General features: G+C 50.4%; 15 protein-coding genes. All 15 read left to right on the plus strand.

Annotation, left to right across the window (positions count from 1 at the left end; translation table 11 throughout):
* Positions 1–154: 154 nt before the first annotated feature.
* The 15 genes from tsf to dnaE all read left to right on the plus strand — a co-directional run bounded on the left by tsf (position 155) and on the right by dnaE (position 17,979).
* Complete coding sequence (gene tsf, locus LU633_RS05010; RefSeq protein ID WP_016190340.1) at positions 155–1,006, plus strand: translation elongation factor Ts; 852 nt, start codon at positions 155–157, stop codon at positions 1,004–1,006.
* Between the two features lie 153 nt (positions 1,007–1,159).
* The gene (gene pyrH, locus LU633_RS05015) at positions 1,160–1,885 is read left to right on the plus strand and encodes a UMP kinase (protein WP_016190339.1); all 726 of its coding nucleotides are present in this window, start codon (positions 1,160–1,162) and stop codon (positions 1,883–1,885) included.
* A 134-nt stretch (positions 1,886–2,019) separates the two neighbouring features.
* Positions 2,020–2,577, plus strand: coding sequence for a ribosome recycling factor (gene frr, locus LU633_RS05020; RefSeq protein ID WP_016190338.1), 558 nt, complete (start codon positions 2,020–2,022; stop codon positions 2,575–2,577).
* A 131-nt stretch (positions 2,578–2,708) separates the two neighbouring features.
* Complete coding sequence (gene ispC / locus LU633_RS05025; RefSeq protein ID WP_016190337.1) at positions 2,709–3,905, plus strand: 1-deoxy-D-xylulose-5-phosphate reductoisomerase; 1,197 nt, start codon at positions 2,709–2,711, stop codon at positions 3,903–3,905.
* 195 nt (positions 3,906–4,100) lie between these two features.
* Positions 4,101–4,853 carry a (2E,6E)-farnesyl-diphosphate-specific ditrans,polycis-undecaprenyl-diphosphate synthase gene (gene ispU, locus LU633_RS05030; RefSeq protein WP_016190336.1) on the plus strand — a complete coding sequence of 251 codons (753 nt, stop codon included), beginning with the start codon at positions 4,101–4,103 and terminating at the stop codon, positions 4,851–4,853.
* A gap of 18 nt (positions 4,854–4,871) precedes the next feature.
* Positions 4,872–5,729, plus strand: a complete 858-nt coding sequence (gene cdsA, locus LU633_RS05035) for a phosphatidate cytidylyltransferase (RefSeq protein WP_016190335.1) — start codon at positions 4,872–4,874, stop codon at positions 5,727–5,729.
* 9 nt (positions 5,730–5,738) lie between these two features.
* Positions 5,739–7,088 carry a sigma E protease regulator RseP gene (gene rseP / locus LU633_RS05040; RefSeq protein WP_016190334.1) on the plus strand — a complete coding sequence of 450 codons (1,350 nt, stop codon included), beginning with the start codon at positions 5,739–5,741 and terminating at the stop codon, positions 7,086–7,088.
* Between the two features lie 55 nt (positions 7,089–7,143).
* Positions 7,144–9,546: an outer membrane protein assembly factor BamA gene (gene bamA / locus LU633_RS05045; protein ID WP_016190333.1), complete on the plus strand. Its 2,403-nt coding sequence runs from the start codon at positions 7,144–7,146 to the stop codon at positions 9,544–9,546.
* 162 nt (positions 9,547–9,708) lie between these two features.
* Complete coding sequence (gene skp / locus LU633_RS05050) at positions 9,709–10,206, plus strand: molecular chaperone Skp (RefSeq protein ID WP_016190332.1); 498 nt, start codon at positions 9,709–9,711, stop codon at positions 10,204–10,206.
* A gap of 3 nt (positions 10,207–10,209) precedes the next feature.
* Positions 10,210–11,232, plus strand: coding sequence for a UDP-3-O-(3-hydroxymyristoyl)glucosamine N-acyltransferase (gene lpxD, locus LU633_RS05055; RefSeq protein WP_016190331.1), 1,023 nt, complete (start codon positions 10,210–10,212; stop codon positions 11,230–11,232).
* 158 nt (positions 11,233–11,390) lie between these two features.
* Positions 11,391–11,846, plus strand: a complete 456-nt coding sequence (gene fabZ, locus LU633_RS05060) for a 3-hydroxyacyl-ACP dehydratase FabZ (protein WP_016190330.1) — start codon at positions 11,391–11,393, stop codon at positions 11,844–11,846.
* Between the two features lie 3 nt (positions 11,847–11,849).
* On the plus strand, positions 11,850–12,638 hold the full coding sequence (gene lpxA / locus LU633_RS05065) for an acyl-ACP--UDP-N-acetylglucosamine O-acyltransferase (RefSeq protein WP_016190329.1): 789 nt from the start codon (positions 11,850–11,852) through the stop codon (positions 12,636–12,638).
* A gap of 12 nt (positions 12,639–12,650) precedes the next feature.
* Complete coding sequence (lpxB, locus tag LU633_RS05070; protein ID WP_046372209.1) at positions 12,651–13,844, plus strand: lipid-A-disaccharide synthase; 1,194 nt, start codon at positions 12,651–12,653, stop codon at positions 13,842–13,844.
* A complete protein-coding gene (rnhB, locus tag LU633_RS05075) occupies positions 13,841–14,464 on the plus strand; it encodes a ribonuclease HII (protein WP_016190327.1) in 624 nt (207 codons plus the stop codon). Before lpxB ends, rnhB begins: the two co-directional genes overlap by 4 nt.
* A 32-nt stretch (positions 14,465–14,496) precedes the next feature.
* On the plus strand, positions 14,497–17,979 hold the full coding sequence (dnaE, locus tag LU633_RS05080) for a DNA polymerase III subunit alpha (protein WP_016190326.1): 3,483 nt from the start codon (positions 14,497–14,499) through the stop codon (positions 17,977–17,979).
* The last annotated feature ends 11 nt before the right edge of the window (positions 17,980–17,990 follow it).

Here is a 17,990-nt window from a genome sequence, read left to right on the forward strand (position 1 = left end):
ATCTGTAAGGGGCCTGAACGGCCCCTTTATTTTTTCGAGTCTGCTTTGCCGCCTGTAACAAGGGGTGGGGCAGAATAATTTTTCCCGAGACCAGGCATTTGTTGCGCAGGCTAAAACCACCGCGAACAGATGCGAGCTAACCGAGGATAAGAGAATGGCTGATATTACTGCTGCTCTGGTAAAAGAACTGCGTGAGCGCACCGGCGCGGGCATGATGGATTGTAAAAAGGCACTGACTGAAGCCAGCGGCGATATTGAGCTGGCAATTGAAAACATGCGTAAGTCAGGCGCAATCAAGGCGGCTAAAAAAGCAGGTAACGTTGCTGCTGACGGCGTGATAAAAACGAAGATCGAAGGCAACTACGGCGTGATCCTCGAAGTAAACTGCCAGACTGACTTTGTTGCTAAAGACGGCGGTTTCCAGGCCTTTGCTGATAAAGTGCTGAACGCGGCTATGGCGGGTAAAATTACTGATGTTGAAGTGCTGAAAGCACAGTTCGAAGAAGAACGTGTTGCGCTGGTTGCGAAAATCGGTGAAAATATTAATATCCGTCGCGTTTCCTCTCTGGAAGGTGACGTGCTGGGTAGCTATCTGCACGGCGCACGCATCGGCGTGCTGATTTCTGCTAAAAATGCAGACGAAGAACTGGTTAAGCAGATTGCCATGCACGTTGCAGCAAGCAAGCCAGAATTTGTTAAGCCAGAAGATGTGTCTGCTGACGTGGTTGAGAAAGAGTACCAGGTTCAGCTGGATATCGCCATGCAGTCTGGCAAGCCAAAAGAAATCGCTGAGAAAATGGTTGAAGGCCGCATGAAGAAATTCACCGGCGAGGTCTCTCTGACCGGTCAGGCTTTCGTTATCGATCCAGGCAAAACCGTGGGTCAGGTTCTGAAAGAGAAGAATGCTGATGTTATCAACTTCATCCGCTTTGAAGTGGGTGAAGGTATTGAGAAAGCTGAAACTGATTTCGCGGCCGAAGTGGCGGCGATGTCTAAGCAGTCTTAATTGCCTGAAAAGAACCGCCAACCGGCGGTTCTTTTTTCCCTGCTTTTCGGCAGCGCATTTTCAGCCTCATCCCAATAGTATTTTATTGGTGCTAATAGGATGATTGGTGAGATGTAACGCTCCACTTCAATAAATATCTTCCAGGAAAAAACCATGGCGACCAATGCAAAACCTGTATATCAACGTATCCTGCTGAAACTAAGTGGCGAAGCACTGCAAGGTGCAGAAGGCTTTGGTATTGATGCCAGTGTGCTGGACCGTATGGCTCAGGAAGTTAAAGAGCTGGTAGAGCTGGGCATTCAGGTGGGCGTGGTCATCGGCGGCGGAAACTTATTTCGTGGGGCTGGCCTGGCACAGGCTGGAATGAATCGGGTTGTTGGCGATCACATGGGGATGCTGGCGACCGTGATGAACGGTCTGGCGATGCGTGATGCACTGCATCGTGCCTACGTTAACGCGCGTCTGATGTCTGCCATTCCATTGAATGGTGTTTGTGACAATTACAGCTGGGCAGAAGCCATTAGCCTGCTGCGAAACAATCGTGTGGTCATTTTCTCCGCCGGAACGGGTAATCCCTTCTTCACCACGGATTCAGCGGCCTGCCTGCGTGGCATTGAGATTGAAGCCGATGTTGTGCTGAAAGCAACCAAGGTAGACGGCGTTTATTCTGCTGATCCGGTAAAAAATCCAGATGCCGCTCTATTCGAAAAAATCAGCTATGCTGACGTGCTGGAAAAAGAGCTGAAGGTCATGGATCTGGCTGCATTCACCTTGGCTCGCGATCATAAACTGCCCATTCGCGTGTTCAATATGAACAAGCCGGGGGCGCTGCGTCGTGTGGTTATGGGCGAAAAAGAAGGTACGCTGATTACGCAATAATATCTGTCAGCGGATAAAATAAGGTATATTCTGCTTTCGTGGTGCTTAAGGTGCTACAGAATCATAACGATGACTATGTTGCGGCAGGTTTATTATTTGGCCTGATAAAGCAACCAGAATTCAAGGGTTTCAACGTGATTAACGAAATCAAAAAAGATGCAGAAACGCGCATGGATAAATGTGTGGAAGCATTCAAAAACAATATCAGCAAAATTCGCACGGGCCGTGCATCTCCCAGCATTCTTGACGGTATTGTGGTGGAATATTATGGTGCCCCCACGCCGTTGCGCCAGCTGGCAAGCGTGACGGTAGAAGACTCACGCACTCTGAAAGTAAACGTCTTTGACCGTTCAGTCAGCGCCGCTGTGGAAAAAGCGATCATGGCCTCCGATCTGGGTTTAAATCCCAGCTCGGCGGGTAGTGACATCCGTGTGCCCTTGCCGGCACTGACGGAAGAGCGTCGTAAGGATTTGATTAAAATTGTTCGGGGTGAAGCAGAACAGGGACGTGTCTCGGTGCGTAACGTTCGTCGCGACGCTAACGACAAGGTTAAAGTGTTGCTGAAAGATAAAGAGATCAGCGAAGACGAAGAGCGTCGTTCTCAGGATTATATTCAGAAAATGACCGACATCTGCATCAAAAAAGTGGATGCTGCACTGGCAGAAAAAGAAGCAGAACTGATGGAGTTCTGAGTCGTTGATGCTGTGCTGAAACGCTGTACAGATTACCGTTCGTGTGGGTGGACAGTCTTGCGGCGTTTTCTTTTTGGCCTGTCCGGTTACCTGGACAGACCGTTTAACCGACTATTCCACTGAGCACTTTCATGAAGCAATTAACCATCCTTGGCTCCACCGGCTCAATTGGAACCAGTACGCTGGCTGTGATTGCGGATAACCCTCATCGTTTTGCCGTTAAGGCACTGGTGGCAGGTCACAACGTTGAACTTATGGCTGAACAATGCCTCACTTTCCGTCCTGCATGGGCCGCTATGGCGGATGAAACCTCTGCGTCGGCCCTGCGCATCCAACTGAAAAGTCTGAATGTGGCAACAGAAGTGCTAAGTGGTGAGCAGGCTGCCTGTGAACTCGCCGCTCTTGATGACGTGGATCAGGTCATGGCCGCGATTGTCGGCGCGGCAGGATTACTGCCCACGCTTGCTGCGATCCGGGCGGGCAAACAGGTTCTGCTGGCGAATAAAGAATCACTTGTTACTTGTGGCCAGCTTTTTATGCAGGCGATAAGTGAGTCAAAAGCGCAGTTGCTGCCGGTCGACAGTGAACACAACGCCATTTTTCAGAGTTTGCCCGCTTCCCTTCAGCAACAGTTAGGATACGCTTCTCTTGAAGGTCATGGCATTGAAAGCATTATCCTGACAGGGTCCGGTGGTCCTTTTTGTGACGCGCCGCTGGCCGATTTGGTGCATATGACGCCGTCTCAGGCCTGCGCTCATCCGAACTGGTCGATGGGGAAAAAAATCTCTGTCGATTCAGCCACTATGATGAATAAAGGTCTGGAATATATCGAAGCCCGCTGGCTGTTTAATGCAACCGATGATCAGATGGAAGTGATTCTGCATCCACAGTCAATTATCCATTCGATGGTAAGGTATCGCGATGGCAGTGTGCTTGCACAACTGGGTTCGCCGGATATGCGTACGCCGATTGCCCATGTAATGGGGTGGCCTCAACGCGTTCATTCTGGTGCGAAAACACTGGATTTTGCCCGCATGGGTGAAATGACCTTTTCCAGTCCTGATTATGCGCGTTATCCGTGCCTGAAACTTGCTATTGATGCCTGTAAAGCGGGCCAGGCCTCCACCACTGCGTTGAATGCTGCTAATGAAATTGCTGTGGCTGCCTTTTTGCGTTCGCAAATTCGTTTCACGGATATTGCGATGATCAATTCCAGCGTTCTGGAAAAACTGCACTGTGCAGAGCCTGACAGCGTTGAGGCGGTTTTAGAAATAGATCGTCGGGCGCGTGAGACTGCAACAGCTTGTCTTTCTGCCTTCAGCCAGTAGTACGGCTTCATTCCCGTACCGGGTGCTATTTGTGACCTGTCAGCGTAGATGATATAGTCTTTGCCCGCTGAACAGGAATGATGATGTGGTGTGCCAGGCTGTATGTCAGGCCGTGTGTGACACGGCTTTTTGCATTGAGCGAGTAGATATTTCAGAAACCGTTGTATTTCTGATTAAAGGAAATAATTACGCGTTATGTCGTCCGAAAATCAATTAACAACCGATGACCTTCATGAGGATAATCCCCGGCACGTGGCCATCATTATGGATGGCAATGGACGTTGGGCCAGGAACCAGGGTGAACAACGTATTTCGGGCCACAAAGCAGGGATTAAGTCGGTTCGTCGTGCGGTGGGCTTTGCAGTGAATAACAAGCTGGAGGCGCTGACATTATATGCGTTTAGCAGTGAAAACTGGAATCGTCCGTTAGAGGAAGTTACGGCATTAATGGAGCTTTTTGTCCGGGCACTTGATAGCGCGGTTAAAAACCTTCACAAGCATAACGTCCGACTCCGAATTATTGGTGATACTGGTCGTTTTAACGCACGTTTGCAGGAGCGCATTCGTCGTGCAGAGGAACTCACTCAACAAAATAATGGGCTCACCCTGAACATTGCCGCGAATTATGGTGGCCGTTGGGATATTATTCACGGCGTCAGAAAAATAGCTGAACAGGTTCAGGAAGGCCGGATCTCTCCGAATCAGATTGAGGAAGAAACGCTGAACCAGCATCTTTGTCTCAATGAACTGGTGCCGGTGGATTTGGTAATAAGGACGGGCGGAGAGTATCGAATCAGTAACTTTTTGTTGTGGCAGGTTGCCTATGCGGAGTTCTTTTTCACCGATGTTTTGTGGCCTGATTTTGATGAACAAGTCTTTGAAGGTGCCTTAAATGCTTTTGCACAACGAGAGCGTCGCTTTGGCGGTGCAGCACCCGGCGGCATCTGAACGCACTGGGGGTAGTCTTTGCTGAAGTCACGCCTGATTACCGCATTTATACTTATCCCGATCGTGATCGCCGCGCTGTTTTTGCTGCCTCCTCCGGGATTTTTCATTGTTGTTATGGCTGTCTGTATGCTTGCCGCCTGGGAATGGGGGCAGTTTGCCGGGCTGGCTTCACACTCTCAACGTATCTGGCTGGCGGTATTATGTGGAGGGCTGCTTACTTTCATGATGTTTACCCCCCCTGCCGGGCATCATACGGTTCATCAGCCACAAATTGCCTTATTACTCTGGGGTGCGCTGTGTTGGTGGAGTGTTGCCTTATTACTGGTTGTTTCTTATCCACATTCTGCCAGCTTCTGGCGTTCTTCACGTATATTGCGTCTTCTTTTCGGTGTGTTAACCATTGTGCCCTTTTTCTGGGGCATGCTGGTGCTCCGCCAGTACCACTATGAAATCGATCAGGCCGCCGGTGCATGGTGGTTGCTGTACGTGATGTTTCTGGTCTGGGGCGCAGATTCGGGTGCTTATGTGTTTGGCCGCCTGTTTGGTCGACACAAGCTGGCAGCCAGGGTTTCTCCCGGTAAGACATGGGAAGGTTTTTTTGGCGGCTTAATAACGTCAGCACTGATGGCCTGGCTGTTTAGTCTGTGGGCACCGCTGACGGTTTCAACCAGTACACTATTAGTTTGTTCTGTTGTTGCCGCACTGGCTTCCGTACTGGGTGATCTGAGCGAAAGTATGTTTAAGCGTGAAGCGGGGATAAAAGACAGCGGCAATCTGATACCGGGCCATGGCGGTATTATGGATCGTATTGATAGCCTGACCGCCGCCGTGCCGGTGTTTGCCTGTTTATTGCTGTTGGTTTTTGGAACGCGTTAAGGGATTGCTATGCTAAGTATACTCTGGAGCCTGGGAGCCTTTATTGTCGCATTGGGTGTACTGATCACGGTTCACGAATTTGGCCATTTTTGGGTAGCGCGCCGTTGCGGTGTTAAAGTAGAACGCTTTTCAGTAGGCTTTGGCAAAGCACTGTGGCGTCGATGTGATCGCCAGGGTACGGAATATGTTATTGCGATGATTCCCTTGGGTGGTTACGTAAAGATGCTTGATGAACGGGTTGAAACTGTTCCTCCTGAGTTACGCCACCGCGCTTTCAATCACAAAACGATCTCACAGCGGGCAGCGATTATTGCGGCCGGTCCTCTTGCTAACTTTATTTTTGCCATCTTTGCCTGGTGGCTGGTTTTTATCATTGGTGTGCCTGGCATTCGCCCGGTCGTAGGTGAAATAGTGAGCGGTTCGCCAGCTTCAGTGGCGCAAATTGTTCCGGGAATGGAACTTAAGGCCATTGACGGTATCGAAACGCCTGATTGGAATACTGTACGTATGGCGCTGGTGTCAAAAATTGGCGACAGACAAACCGTTTTCAGCGTGGTGCCGTTTGGCAGTGCTCAACAGAGTGAAAAACAGGTCGATTTGCGTAGCTGGCAGTTTGATCCTGCTAAACAGGATCCGGTTACTTCATTGGGTATCCGTCCTCGTGGCCCGCAAATTGAAACTACACTGGCTGAGGTTCAGCCCGGATCAGCGGCAAATAAAGCGGGTTTGCAAGTGGGTGATAGTATCCTTAAAGTCGATGGCCAGCCGTTGGAACAGTGGCAGCATTTCGTCACGCTTATACGGGATAACCCAGGCAACGCGCTGGCTCTGCAGGTTGAGCGTCAGGGCCATTTGATTTCATTGACGCTGACGCCAGACGTCAGGCCAGGTAAGGAAGCAGAAGGTTTTGCCGGGGTGGTTCCGCGCATTGTCCCTCTCCCTGATGAATACAAAACGGTGCGCCAATATGGGCCATTTGCAGCCATCGGTGAGGGCAGTGCTAAAACCTGGCAATTAATGAAGCTGACAGTGACCATGCTGGGCAAATTGATTGCTGGCGAAGTGAAGTTGAATAATCTCAGCGGGCCGATTTCAATCGCCCAGGGTGCTGGGATGTCGGCAGAATATGGTTTGATTTACTACCTGATGTTTTTGGCTTTGATTAGCGTGAACCTAGGTATTATCAATCTGTTTCCTTTGCCGGTATTAGATGGTGGACATTTGTTGTTCCTCATGATCGAAAAGATCAAGGGTGGGCCAGTGTCTGAGCGAGTTCAGGACTTCAGTTACCGCATTGGCTCAATTTTGCTGGTGTTGTTAATGGGGCTTGCACTATTCAATGATTTTTCACGTCTGTAATTTGCCGCCTGGCAAATCAGATATGGAAACCAGTTAGGAAGAATGCATAACAACGATGGCGATGAAAAAGTTGCTCATAGCGTCGCTGCTGTTTAGCAGCGCTACCGTATACGCGGCAGACGGTTTCGTAGTGAAGGATATTCATTTCGAAGGCTTGCAGCGGGTCGCCGTCGGGGCGGCATTGCTTGGTATGCCTGTTCGCGTAGGAGACACCATTTCTGACGAAGATATCAGTAATACTATTCGCGCGCTTTTCGCCACCGGGAACTTTGAAGATGTTCAGGTGCTGCGCGATGGTAATACGCTAATTATTCAGGTTAAGGAACGCCCGACTATTGCCAGCATCACTTTCTCCGGTAACAAAGCGGTGAAGGATGACATGCTGAAGCAAAATCTTGAAGCATCAGGTGTACGCGTTGGAGAGGCACTGGATCGCACGACTATCTCTTTGATCGAAAAAGGGCTGGAAGACTTCTATTACAGCGTAGGTAAATACAGCGCCAGCGTTAAAGCGGTCGTTACGCCACTGCCGCGTAACCGGGTCGATTTGAAGCTGGTCTTTACCGAAGGTGTTTCTGCTAAGATTCAACAAATCAATGTTGTGGGCAACAAAGCTTTTAGTTCCGATGAGTTGATCTCTCGCTTCCAACTGCGCTATGAAGTGCCGTGGTGGAACTTGGTGGGCGATCGTAAATATCAGAAGCAAAAACTGGCGGGCGATCTTGAAACTCTGCGTAGTTTCTATCTCGACCGGGGCTATGCCCGTTTTAATATTGATTCAACGCAGGTCAGTCTGACGCCGGACAAAAAGGGCATTTATATCACCATCAACATCACAGAAGGCGATCAGTATGAGCTTTCTGGCGTGGTGGTGAATGGCAGCCTGGCGGGTCATTCTGCGGAAGTGGAAAGCCTGACAAAAGTGAAGCCGGGCGAACTCTATAACGGTGCAAAAGTCACCAAAATGGAAGATGACATCAAGAAGATGTTAGGTCGCTATGGCTATGCTTATCCACGCGTGATGACGCAGCCTGAAATTAACGATGCTGATAAAACCGTCAAGCTCCAGGTTAATGTGGATGCCGGAAATCGTTACTACGTCCGCAAAGTTCGTTTTGAAGGTAACGATACGTCCAAAGATTCCGTTTTGCGCCGTGAAATGCGCCAGATGGAAGGCGCCTGGCTGGGAAGCGATCTGGTTGAACAGGGCAAAGAACGTCTCAATCGTACGGGTTACTTCGAAACGGTTGAAACCGATACTCAGCGTGTACCAGGTTCGCCAGATCAGGTAGACGTGGTTTATAAAGTAAAAGAACGCAACACAGGTACGCTTAACTTTGGTGTTGGTTACGGTACGGAAAGCGGCGTCAGTTTCCAGGTTGGTGTAACTCAGGATAACTGGCTGGGCACAGGTAATACCTTAGGGATCAGCGGCACCAAAAATGACTATCAGACCTATGCTGAATTCTCACTGACCGATCCGTACTTTACTGTAGATGGCGTCAGCTTGGGTGGGCGTGTTTTCTATAACGATTTTAAGGCTGATAATGCCGATCTTTCTGACTATACCAACAAGAGTTATGGTCTGGATGGCACGCTCGGTTTCCCGGTTAATGAAAATAATACGTTGCGTGTGGGACTTGGGTACGTTCACAACGATCTTTCGAAGATGCAGCCTCAGATCGCCATGTTCCGCTATCTGCGCTCTGTCGGTCAGGATCCCAGCCTCTCCACTGACGCTGATTATTCCGCCGATGACTTTACTTTCAACTATGGCTGGACTTATAGCAGCCTTGATCGCGGTTTCTTCCCGACTTCCGGTAACCGTACCAATCTGAATGGTAAAGTGACGATTCCAGGCTCGGATAATGCCTTCTATAAGGCAACGCTGGACACCCAGCAATATATTCCGTTGAACCAGGATCGTACCTGGGTGCTTCTGGGCCGCGGCAAGGTCGGCTATGGCGGTGGTTTAAGTGGCAAAGAGCTACCGTTCTATGAAAACTTCTATGCCGGAGGGTCAAGTACCGTACGTGGTTTCCGTTCCAATACCATTGGTCCGAAAGCAGCCTACTATAATAACGGCACCAGCGTGTGTTCTACGGGTGTTTACTGTAACTCCAGCGATGCGGTGGGGGGTAATGTGATGGCGACGGCCAGCGCCGAGCTGATTATGCCAACGCCATTCCTGAGCGAGAAATATGCTAACTCCGTACGAACATCACTGTTTGTTGATGCGGGCACCGTTTGGGACACCAACTGGGAAAATACGGATGCAACGCGTGCAGCGGACATTCCTGATTACAGTGTTCCGGGTAATATTCGCATGTCTGCGGGTGTTTCATTGCAGTGGATGTCTCCTCTGGGGCCGCTGGTGTTCTCTTATGCCCGACCGTTTAAAAAGTATGATGGAGACAAGGCCGAGCGGTTCCAGTTTAACATTGGTAAAACCTGGTAAGCCGGTTGAGCAAGGAAGCTAACGAAAAAGAGCGTGAGCTTTTTTCCCCACCACTTACGGCACCAGCCGTAAATCTGGTGCCGTTAACAGGTAGCCTCTGGGCTGCCTAGACGCGTAACATCTGTGTCAAAGACGCAAACGTTAATGGTAAGGAGTTTTATAGTGAAAAAGTTGTTGTGTGCCGCAGGCCTCTCTCTCGCTCTGGCGGCTTCCGCTGGCGTTCAGGCTGCTGACAAAATTGCAGTGGTAAACGTTTCCAGCATTTTCCAACAGTTGCCAGCGCGTGCGACAGTTGCGAAGCAGCTCGAAAATGAATTCAAAGGCCGTGCAACCGAGTTACAGGGAATGGAAAGCGATCTGCAAACCAAAATGCAGAAATTGCAGCGTGACGGCTCAACCATGAAGGCAAGCGAACGCAGCCGTATGGAAAAAGAGATCATGACGCAGCGTGAAACATTCCAGAGCAAAGCTCAGGCTTTTGAGCAGGATAACCGTCGTCGTCAGACTGAAGAACGCAACAAAATCCTGAGCCGTATCCAGGATGCCGTTCAGAAAGTAGCTGACAGCGAAGGCTACGACGTTGTTATTGACGCTAACGCGGTAGCTTATGCAGGTAAGTCTAAAGACATCACTGCTGATGTACTGAAACAGGTTAAATAATTGATGCCTTCGATTCGACTGGCTGATTTGGCCCGGCAGTTGGATGCAGACATGCATGGAGATGGCGAACTGGTCATCTCCGGCGTTGCTTCTGTACAATCTGCTCAGGCAGGACAAATCACTTTTCTTTCAAACAGTCAACATCGTGATCGGCTTGCGACCTGCAAGGCTTCCGCTGTTGTATTATCAGAGGCCGATCGGGAGTGTTTTAAGGGGGCAACCCTGGTAGTAAAAAATCCGTATCTGGCCTATGCGTGTATGGCGCAAATTCTCGACAGCACCCCTCAGCCTGCGAGCCATATTGCGCCCGGTGCCGTAATTGATTCCAGCGCGATGCTTGGGGAAAATGTTGCTGTCGGTGCAAATGCTGTGATTGAGTCCGGTGTGCAACTGGGTGATAACGTAGTTATTGGCCCGGGCTGTTTTGTGGGTAAAAATGCCCGTATTGGCCATGGAACGCGTCTTTGGGCCAACGTGACCGTCTACCACGAAGTTGAAATCGGCGAGCGCTGTCTGATTCAATCGGGTACGGTGATTGGTGCTGATGGTTTCGGCTATGCGAATGATCGCGGCAACTGGATTAAAATTCCACAATTGGGCACGGTCGTTATTGGCGATGCGGTAGAGATTGGTGCGTGTACCACAATTGATCGCGGTGCGTTGGATAACACTCAAATTGGGAATGGTGTTATCATTGATAACCAGTGTCAGATTGCGCATAACGTGATTATTGGTGACAATACTGCAGTCGCTGGCGGTGTTATTATGGCGGGTAGCCTGAAGATCGGCCGCTACTGCATGATTGGTGGAGCAAGCGTAATCAACGGTCACATGGAAATTTGTGACAAGGTTACGGTGACGGGAATGGGAATGGTGATGAGACCCATTACTGAACCTGGGGTATACTCCTCCGGCATTCCGCTTCAACCCAACAAATCCTGGCGCAAAACGGCCGCATTAGTAATGAACATTGATGAAATGAGCAAGCGCTTAAAAAACATCGAACGCAAGGTTAGTAAAGATTAACGTCGCGTTGTCACCAAACTGATAGTCCACTTTCATACATAAAGTTAACCATGGAAGCTTGCGGACGGAAAATGATTTGCGGCCTGCGGACGATCTCACGATCGTTGCAGGCCGTGTTATTGATGTCATCAGAATTTTTTTAGGACAGGAAGAGTATTTTGACTACTGAAACGCATACTCTGAAAATAGAAGAGATTATCGAATTGCTGCCGCACCGCTATCCGTTTCTGCTGGTTGATCGCGTGATTGAGTTTGAAGAGCATAAATTTCTTCGCGCAGTGAAAAACGTGTCGGTTAACGAACCGTTTTTCCAAGGCCATTTCCCTGGTAAACCGATTTTTCCAGGTGTGCTGATTTTGGAAGCTATGGCGCAAGCAACGGGTATTCTTGCCTTTAAAAGCGTTGGAAAGTTGGAACCGGGTGAACTGTATTACTTTGCTGGTATTGATGAAGCGCGCTTTAAACGCCCTGTTGTGCCAGGCGATCAGATGATCATGGAAGTAACGTTTGAGAAAACCCGCCGTGGTCTGACCCGTTTTAAAGGTGTGGCAACCGTTGAAGGTAAAATTGTCTGCGAAGCAACGATGATGTGTGCCCGCAGCCGGGAAACTTAATTCATGATTGATGAAACCGCTGTTATCCATCCAGGTTCGGTGATTGAACAGGGTGCCATTATCGGTGCCCGCGTTCACGTTGGTCCTTTTTGTTTTATTGGCGCAAATGTCGAAATTGGTGAAGGCACTGTGCTTAAATCTCATGTCGTCATTAATGGCCATACGAAGATTGGCAAAGACAATACCATTTACCAGTTTGCCACTATCGGTGAAGTGAATCAGGATCTCAAATACGCAGATGAACCGACGCGTGTTGAAGTCGGTGATCGAAACAGCATCCGTGAAAGCGTTACTATTCATCGTGGCACCATTCAGGCTGATGGCGTGACCCAAGTCGGCAGCGACAACCTGCTAATGGTTAATGCCCATGTTGCTCATGATTGTATTATTGGCAACGGCTGCATTCTCGCCAACAACGCTACCCTGGCCGGGCATGTGACGGTGGATGATTTCGCCATTATTGGCGGTATGACAGCCGTTCATCAATTTTGTACTATTGGTGCACATGTGATGGTTGGTGGGTGCTCTGGTGTTGCGCAGGATGTGCCACCTTATGTCATCGCCCAGGGCAACCATGCCACGCCATTTGGCATCAATCTGATAGGATTACAGCGCCGTGGCTTTAGCAAAGGCGCACTGCAGGCGATTCGTAACGCTTATAAAGTGCTTTACCGCAGTGGTAAAACGCTGGATGAAGCTAAATCTGAAATCGCTGAAATTGCCCGTGAGCACGCAGAAGTCCAGCCTTTTTATGATTTCTTTGCCCGCTCCACGCGAGGTTTGATCCGCTAACCTATGTCTTTAATGCCAGACAGTCATGCTGAACACCTTCACTTTCCCCGTTTCACCGGTGAAAGCGCCCGCGCCCTGACTATCGCACTGGTTGCTGGCGAAACGTCCGGTGATATTTTGGGGGCGGGCCTGATTCGTGCCCTGAAAGAAAAACATCCTGATATCCGTTTCGTTGGCGTTGCCGGGCCATTAATGCAGGCTGAAGGCTGTGAAGTCTGGTATGAAATGGAAGAACTGGCGGTTATGGGAGTGGTTGAAATTCTGGGGCGGCTGCGCCGTTTACTGCACATTCGCCGTGACCTCACCCGACGTTTCACTGAGCTAAAGCCCGATGTTTTCGTCGGTATCGATGCACCAGATTTTAATATTACCCTTGAAGGGCGTCTCAAAGAATACGGCCTCCGCACAATTCATTACGTTAGCCCATCGGTCTGGGCCTGGCGGCAAAAGCGCGTATTCAAAATTGGTCGCGCAACCGATTTGGTGCTGGCGTTTTTGCCCTTTGAAAAAGCGTTTTACGATCGATTTAATGTGCCGTGCCGTTTTATAGGCCATACCATGGCCGATACCATGCCGCTGACACCCGACAAACGCGCTGCGCGCCATGAACTGGGAATTGCGGAATCAGCGACCTGTCTGGCATTGCTGCCGGGAAGCCGCAGTGCGGAAGTGGAAATGCTCAGTGCTGACTTCCTGAAAACCGCGATATTGCTACGCAGGCAATGGCCGGATATTGAAATTGTGGTCCCTATGGTCAATGGACGTCGTCGGCAGCAGTTCGAGAAAATTAAGGCAGATGTGGCACCTGAGCTGAGGCTGCATTTGCTTGATGGCAAGGCACGTCAGGCGATGATTGCCAGTGATGCCGCGCTTCTGGCCTCCGGTACGGCAGCGCTGGAATGTATGCTGGCGAAATGTCCGATGGTGGTAGGTTATCGCATGAAGCCGTTTACTTTCTGGCTGGCAAAGCGTCTGGTAAAAACGGATTACGTTTCGCTACCTAATCTGCTGGCAGGTCGGGAGATTGTGACAGAGCTGCTACAGGAACAATGTCAGCCTGCGCAACTGGCTGCCGCGCTTGAACCATTGCTCACCATGGGAGAGTGCCGGGATGCACTGCTTGCTACCTTTACTGAATTACATCATCAAATTCGCTGGAATGCCGATGAGCAGGCTGCCCAGGCGGTGCTGGAGCTTTGCCAGTGAATCAATTTATCTACCCGATTGCCACCTGTATTGCTGGTGTGGATGAAGTAGGCCGTGGTCCACTGGTTGGCGCAGTCGTAACAGCCGCTGTGATCCTCGATCCCATGAAGCCGATCAGCGGACTTGCTGACTCCAAAAAGCTCTCTGAGAAACGTCGTCTTGCGCTGTTTGAAGAAATCAAAGAAAAAGCGTTGTGCTGGAGCCTCGGGCGTGCAGAACCAGAAGAGATCGATCAGCTTAACATTTTGCATGCCACTATGCTGGCAATGCAGCGTGCGGTAGCCAGTCTGACAATGGCACCTGATTTTGTATTGATTGATGGTAATCGCTGTCCTGAACTGCCAGTGGCGTCTCAGGCCGTTGTCAAAGGCGACAGCCTGGTTGCTGAAATCAGCGCTGCCTCAATTCTTGCAAAAGTTTCCCGTGACCGGGAGATGGCAGAGCTGGACCTGCAGTTTCCGCAATACGGCTTTGCACGGCACAAGGGATATCCCACGGCTCTGCACCTGCAGAGGCTGGCGCAATATGGCGTTACGCCTTTTCATCGACGCAGTTTTGCCCCTGTGCGTAATGCTCTGCTGGATGCTGAGGCTGCGACTGCGGCTGGTGGTACCCTGTAGTTTTCATTTTATAGCGTCTGGCGGAATCAACGATGGCCGAACCCCGTTTTATTCATTTGCGCGTCCACAGTGACTATTCCATGGTTGATGGACTGGCCAAAACTGCACCGCTGGTGAAAAAGGCGGCCGCGATGGGGATGCCTGCTATTGCCATTACTGACTTTACCAATCTTTGTGGTCTGGTGAAGTTTTACGGCACGGCGCACGGTCAGGGTATTAAACCCATCATTGGGGCGGATTTTAACGTTGCCTGTGATGCGCTTGGTGATGAGTTTTCTCAGCTGACTATCCTTGCCGCAAATAACCAGGGCTACCAGAACCTCACACTATTGATTTCCCGTGCTTACCAACGCGGTTACGGTGCTGCCGGACCGGTTATCGATCGCGACTGGCTTACAGAGATGCAGGAAGGATTAATTCTGCTCTCAGGAGGACGCCGTGGCGATGTGGGCAGGATGCAACTGCGGTGTAACACGGCTCAGGTAAAAGAATGTCTGGCCTTTTATCAGCAGTATTTTCCCGATCGTTACTATCTGGAATTAACCCGCACCGGGCGACCTGATGAAGAGACCTGGCTGCATGCTGCGGTTGAGCTTGCAATCTCAGAAGGACTGCCCGTTGTTGCCACCAATGAGGTGTGCTTCCTGGAAGAGAGCGATTTTGACGCTCATGAAATCCGCGTTGCCATACATGATGGCTTTACGCTGGACGATCCAAAACGCCCGCGTCTTTACAGTCCTCAGCAATACCTTCGCAGTGAAGAAGAGATGTGTGAGCTGTTTTCGGACATCCCTGAAGCGCTTGAAAACAGCGTCGAGATTGCCAGACGCTGTAACGTCACTATCCGCCTGGGTGAATATTTCCTTCCACAGTTCCCAACCGGAGACATGACTACGGAAGATTTCCTGGTCATGAAATCACGGGAGGGGCTGGAGGAACGTCTGGCCTTTTTATTTCCCGATGCCACTGTGCGGGCGGAAAAACGGCCGGAATATGATCGGCGTCTTGAAGTTGAACTGAACGTTATCAACCAGATGGGATTTCCCGGTTACTTCCTGATTGTGATGGAGTTTATCCAGTGGTCAAAAGATAACAGCGTGCCGGTGGGGCCCGGGCGCGGTTCTGGCGCTGGCTCTCTGGTGGCCTATGCGTTGAAAATTACCGATCTCGACCCGCTGGAGTTTGACCTGCTGTTTGAACGTTTCCTCAACCCGGAACGCGTCTCAATGCCGGACTTTGACGTCGATTTCTGCATGGAAAAGCGTGACTTAGTCATTGAACACGTTGCTGAAATGTATGGGCGTAAAGCGGTATCTCAAATTATCACTTTCGGTACGATGGCGGCCAAAGCGGTAATCCGCGATGTCGGGCGTGTGTTAGGCCATCCCTACGGCTTTGTCGATCGTATCTCTAAATTAGTCCCGCCTGATCCCGGTATGACGCTGGAGAAAGCCTTTGCAGCGGAACCACAGCTGCCGGAAATTTACGAGGCTGACGAAGAAGTTAAAGCGCTGATTGATATGGCGCGGAAGCTGGAGGGCGTGACGCGTAATGCCGGTAAGCATGCCGGTGGCGTGGTCATTGCGCCAACTCAAATCACTGATTTTGCCCCGCTCTATTGCGATGAGCATGGCCAGCATCCTGTCACCCAATTTGATAAAAATGACGTTGAATATGCGGGCCTGGTCAAATTTGACTTTTTAGGGCTGCGCACGCTGACCATCATCGACTGGGCGCTGGCGATGATTAATGCGCGGCGCGAAAAGCGGGGCGAGCCGCCGCTCGATATTGCAGCCATCCCCCTCAATGACAAAAAAAGCTTCGACATGCTACAGCGTTCGGAAACCACTGCGGTGTTCCAGCTTGAATCACGCGGTATGAAAGATTTGATTAAGCGTCTCAAGCCGGACTGTTTCGAGGACATGATCGCCCTGGTGGCCCTTTTCAGACCTGGCCCGCTGCAGTCTGGTATGGTGGACAACTTTATTGACCGCAAACACGGTCGTGAAGCGATCTCCTACCCGGACATTGAGTGGCAGCATGAGTCCTTGCAGCCAGTGTTGGAACCGACCTACGGCATTATTCTCTACCAGGAACAGGTTATGCAGATAGCCCAGGTGCTGGCAGGTTACAGCCTGGGCGGTGCGGATATGCTCCGTCGTGCTATGGGTAAAAAGAATCCGGTCGAAATGGCGAAGCAGCGCGGTGGGTTTGAGGACGGCGCAAAAGCACGCGGTGTTGATGGTGAGTTGGCCGTTAAAATTTTTGATTTGGTGGAAAAATTTGCGGGTTATGGTTTCAACAAATCTCACTCGGCTGCTTATGCACTGGTCTCTTACCAGACGCTGTGGCTGAAAGCACATTATCCGGCGGAATTTATGGCGGCAGTAATGACAGCCGATATGGATAACACCGAGAAGGTTGTGGGGCTGGTGGATGAGTGTTGGCGAATGGGGTTGAGGGTTCTGCCACCTGATATTAATTCAGGCCTATATCCATTCCACGTTAACGATGAAGGCGAAATTGTTTACGGTATCGGCGCGATTAAGGGCGTGGGAGAAGGGCCAATTGAGGCCATTCTTGAAGCGCGTAGCCAGGGTGGTTATTTTCGGGAGCTGTTTGACCTGTGCGCTCGTACAGAGACGAAAAAACTTAATCGCCGCGTTCTCGAAAAACTCATCATGTCAGGGGCCTTTGACCGGCTCGGGCCACACCGTGCGGCACTGATGAGTGCTTTAAGCGATGCGCTAAAGGCGGCCGATCAACACGCTAAGGCGGAAGCCACAGGTCAGACCGATATGTTTGGCGTGCTCGCCGAAGCGCCAGAGCAAATTGAACAATCCTATGCTGACGTCGCGTACTGGCCGGAACAGGTTCAGCTGGATGGTGAACGGGAAACGCTAGGGCTTTACTTAACCGGCCACCCGATTAATCAGTATTTGAAAGAGATTGAACGCTACGTTGGGGGTATGCGTCTGAAAGATATGCACCCGACAAAACGCGGTGAAGTTATTATGGCAGCGGGTCTGGTCATCGCGGCGCGCGTAATGGTAACAAAGCGTGGCAACCGGATTGGTATTTGTACGCTGGATGACCGTTCAGGTCGTCTGGAGATCATGCTATTTACCGATGCGCTGGAAAAGTTCCAGCATTTGTTGGAGAAAGACCGTATCCTGATTGTCAGCGGACAAGTCAGCTTTGATGACTTCAGTGGGGGGCTTAAAATGACCGCCCGCGATGTTATGGATATTGATGAGGCTCGTGAAAAATATGCTCGTGGGCTTGCTATCTCGTTAACGGACAGGCAAATTGATGACCAGCTTTTGAACCGTCTCCGTCAGTCCCTGGAACCCCATCGTTCGGGGACGATTCCGGTGTATCTCTATTATCAGAGAGAAGATGCGAGAGCGAGGCTGCGCTTTGGTGTAGCATGGCGCGTATCCCCCAGCGATCGCTTATTAAATGAATTGCGCTTGCTAATAGGAACGGAGCAGGTGGAACTTGAGTTTGACTAAACAGGAATATT

Source organism: Erwinia tracheiphila, assembly GCF_021365465.1.
GTDB classification, from domain to species: domain Bacteria; phylum Pseudomonadota; class Gammaproteobacteria; order Enterobacterales; family Enterobacteriaceae; genus Erwinia; species Erwinia tracheiphila.

Excerpts from the sequence above, each read along its gene's own strand:
- bamA (WP_016190333.1), top strand. The coding sequence starts at position 7,144 with ATGGCGATGAAAAAGTTGCTCATAGCGTCGCTGCTGTTTAGCAGCGCT.
- dnaE (WP_016190326.1), top strand. The coding sequence starts at position 14,497 with ATGGCCGAACCCCGTTTTATTCATTTGCGCGTCCACAGTGACTATTCC.
- lpxD (WP_016190331.1), top strand. The coding sequence starts at position 10,210 with ATGCCTTCGATTCGACTGGCTGATTTGGCCCGGCAGTTGGATGCAGAC.
- rseP (WP_016190334.1), top strand. The coding sequence starts at position 5,739 with ATGCTAAGTATACTCTGGAGCCTGGGAGCCTTTATTGTCGCATTGGGT.
- ispC (WP_016190337.1), top strand. The coding sequence starts at position 2,709 with ATGAAGCAATTAACCATCCTTGGCTCCACCGGCTCAATTGGAACCAGT.
- pyrH (WP_016190339.1), top strand. The coding sequence starts at position 1,160 with ATGGCGACCAATGCAAAACCTGTATATCAACGTATCCTGCTGAAACTA.
- lpxA (WP_016190329.1), top strand. The coding sequence starts at position 11,850 with ATGATTGATGAAACCGCTGTTATCCATCCAGGTTCGGTGATTGAACAG.
- tsf (WP_016190340.1), top strand. The coding sequence starts at position 155 with ATGGCTGATATTACTGCTGCTCTGGTAAAAGAACTGCGTGAGCGCACC.
- lpxB (WP_046372209.1), top strand. The coding sequence starts at position 12,651 with ATGCCAGACAGTCATGCTGAACACCTTCACTTTCCCCGTTTCACCGGT.
- ispU (WP_016190336.1), top strand. The coding sequence starts at position 4,101 with ATGTCGTCCGAAAATCAATTAACAACCGATGACCTTCATGAGGATAAT.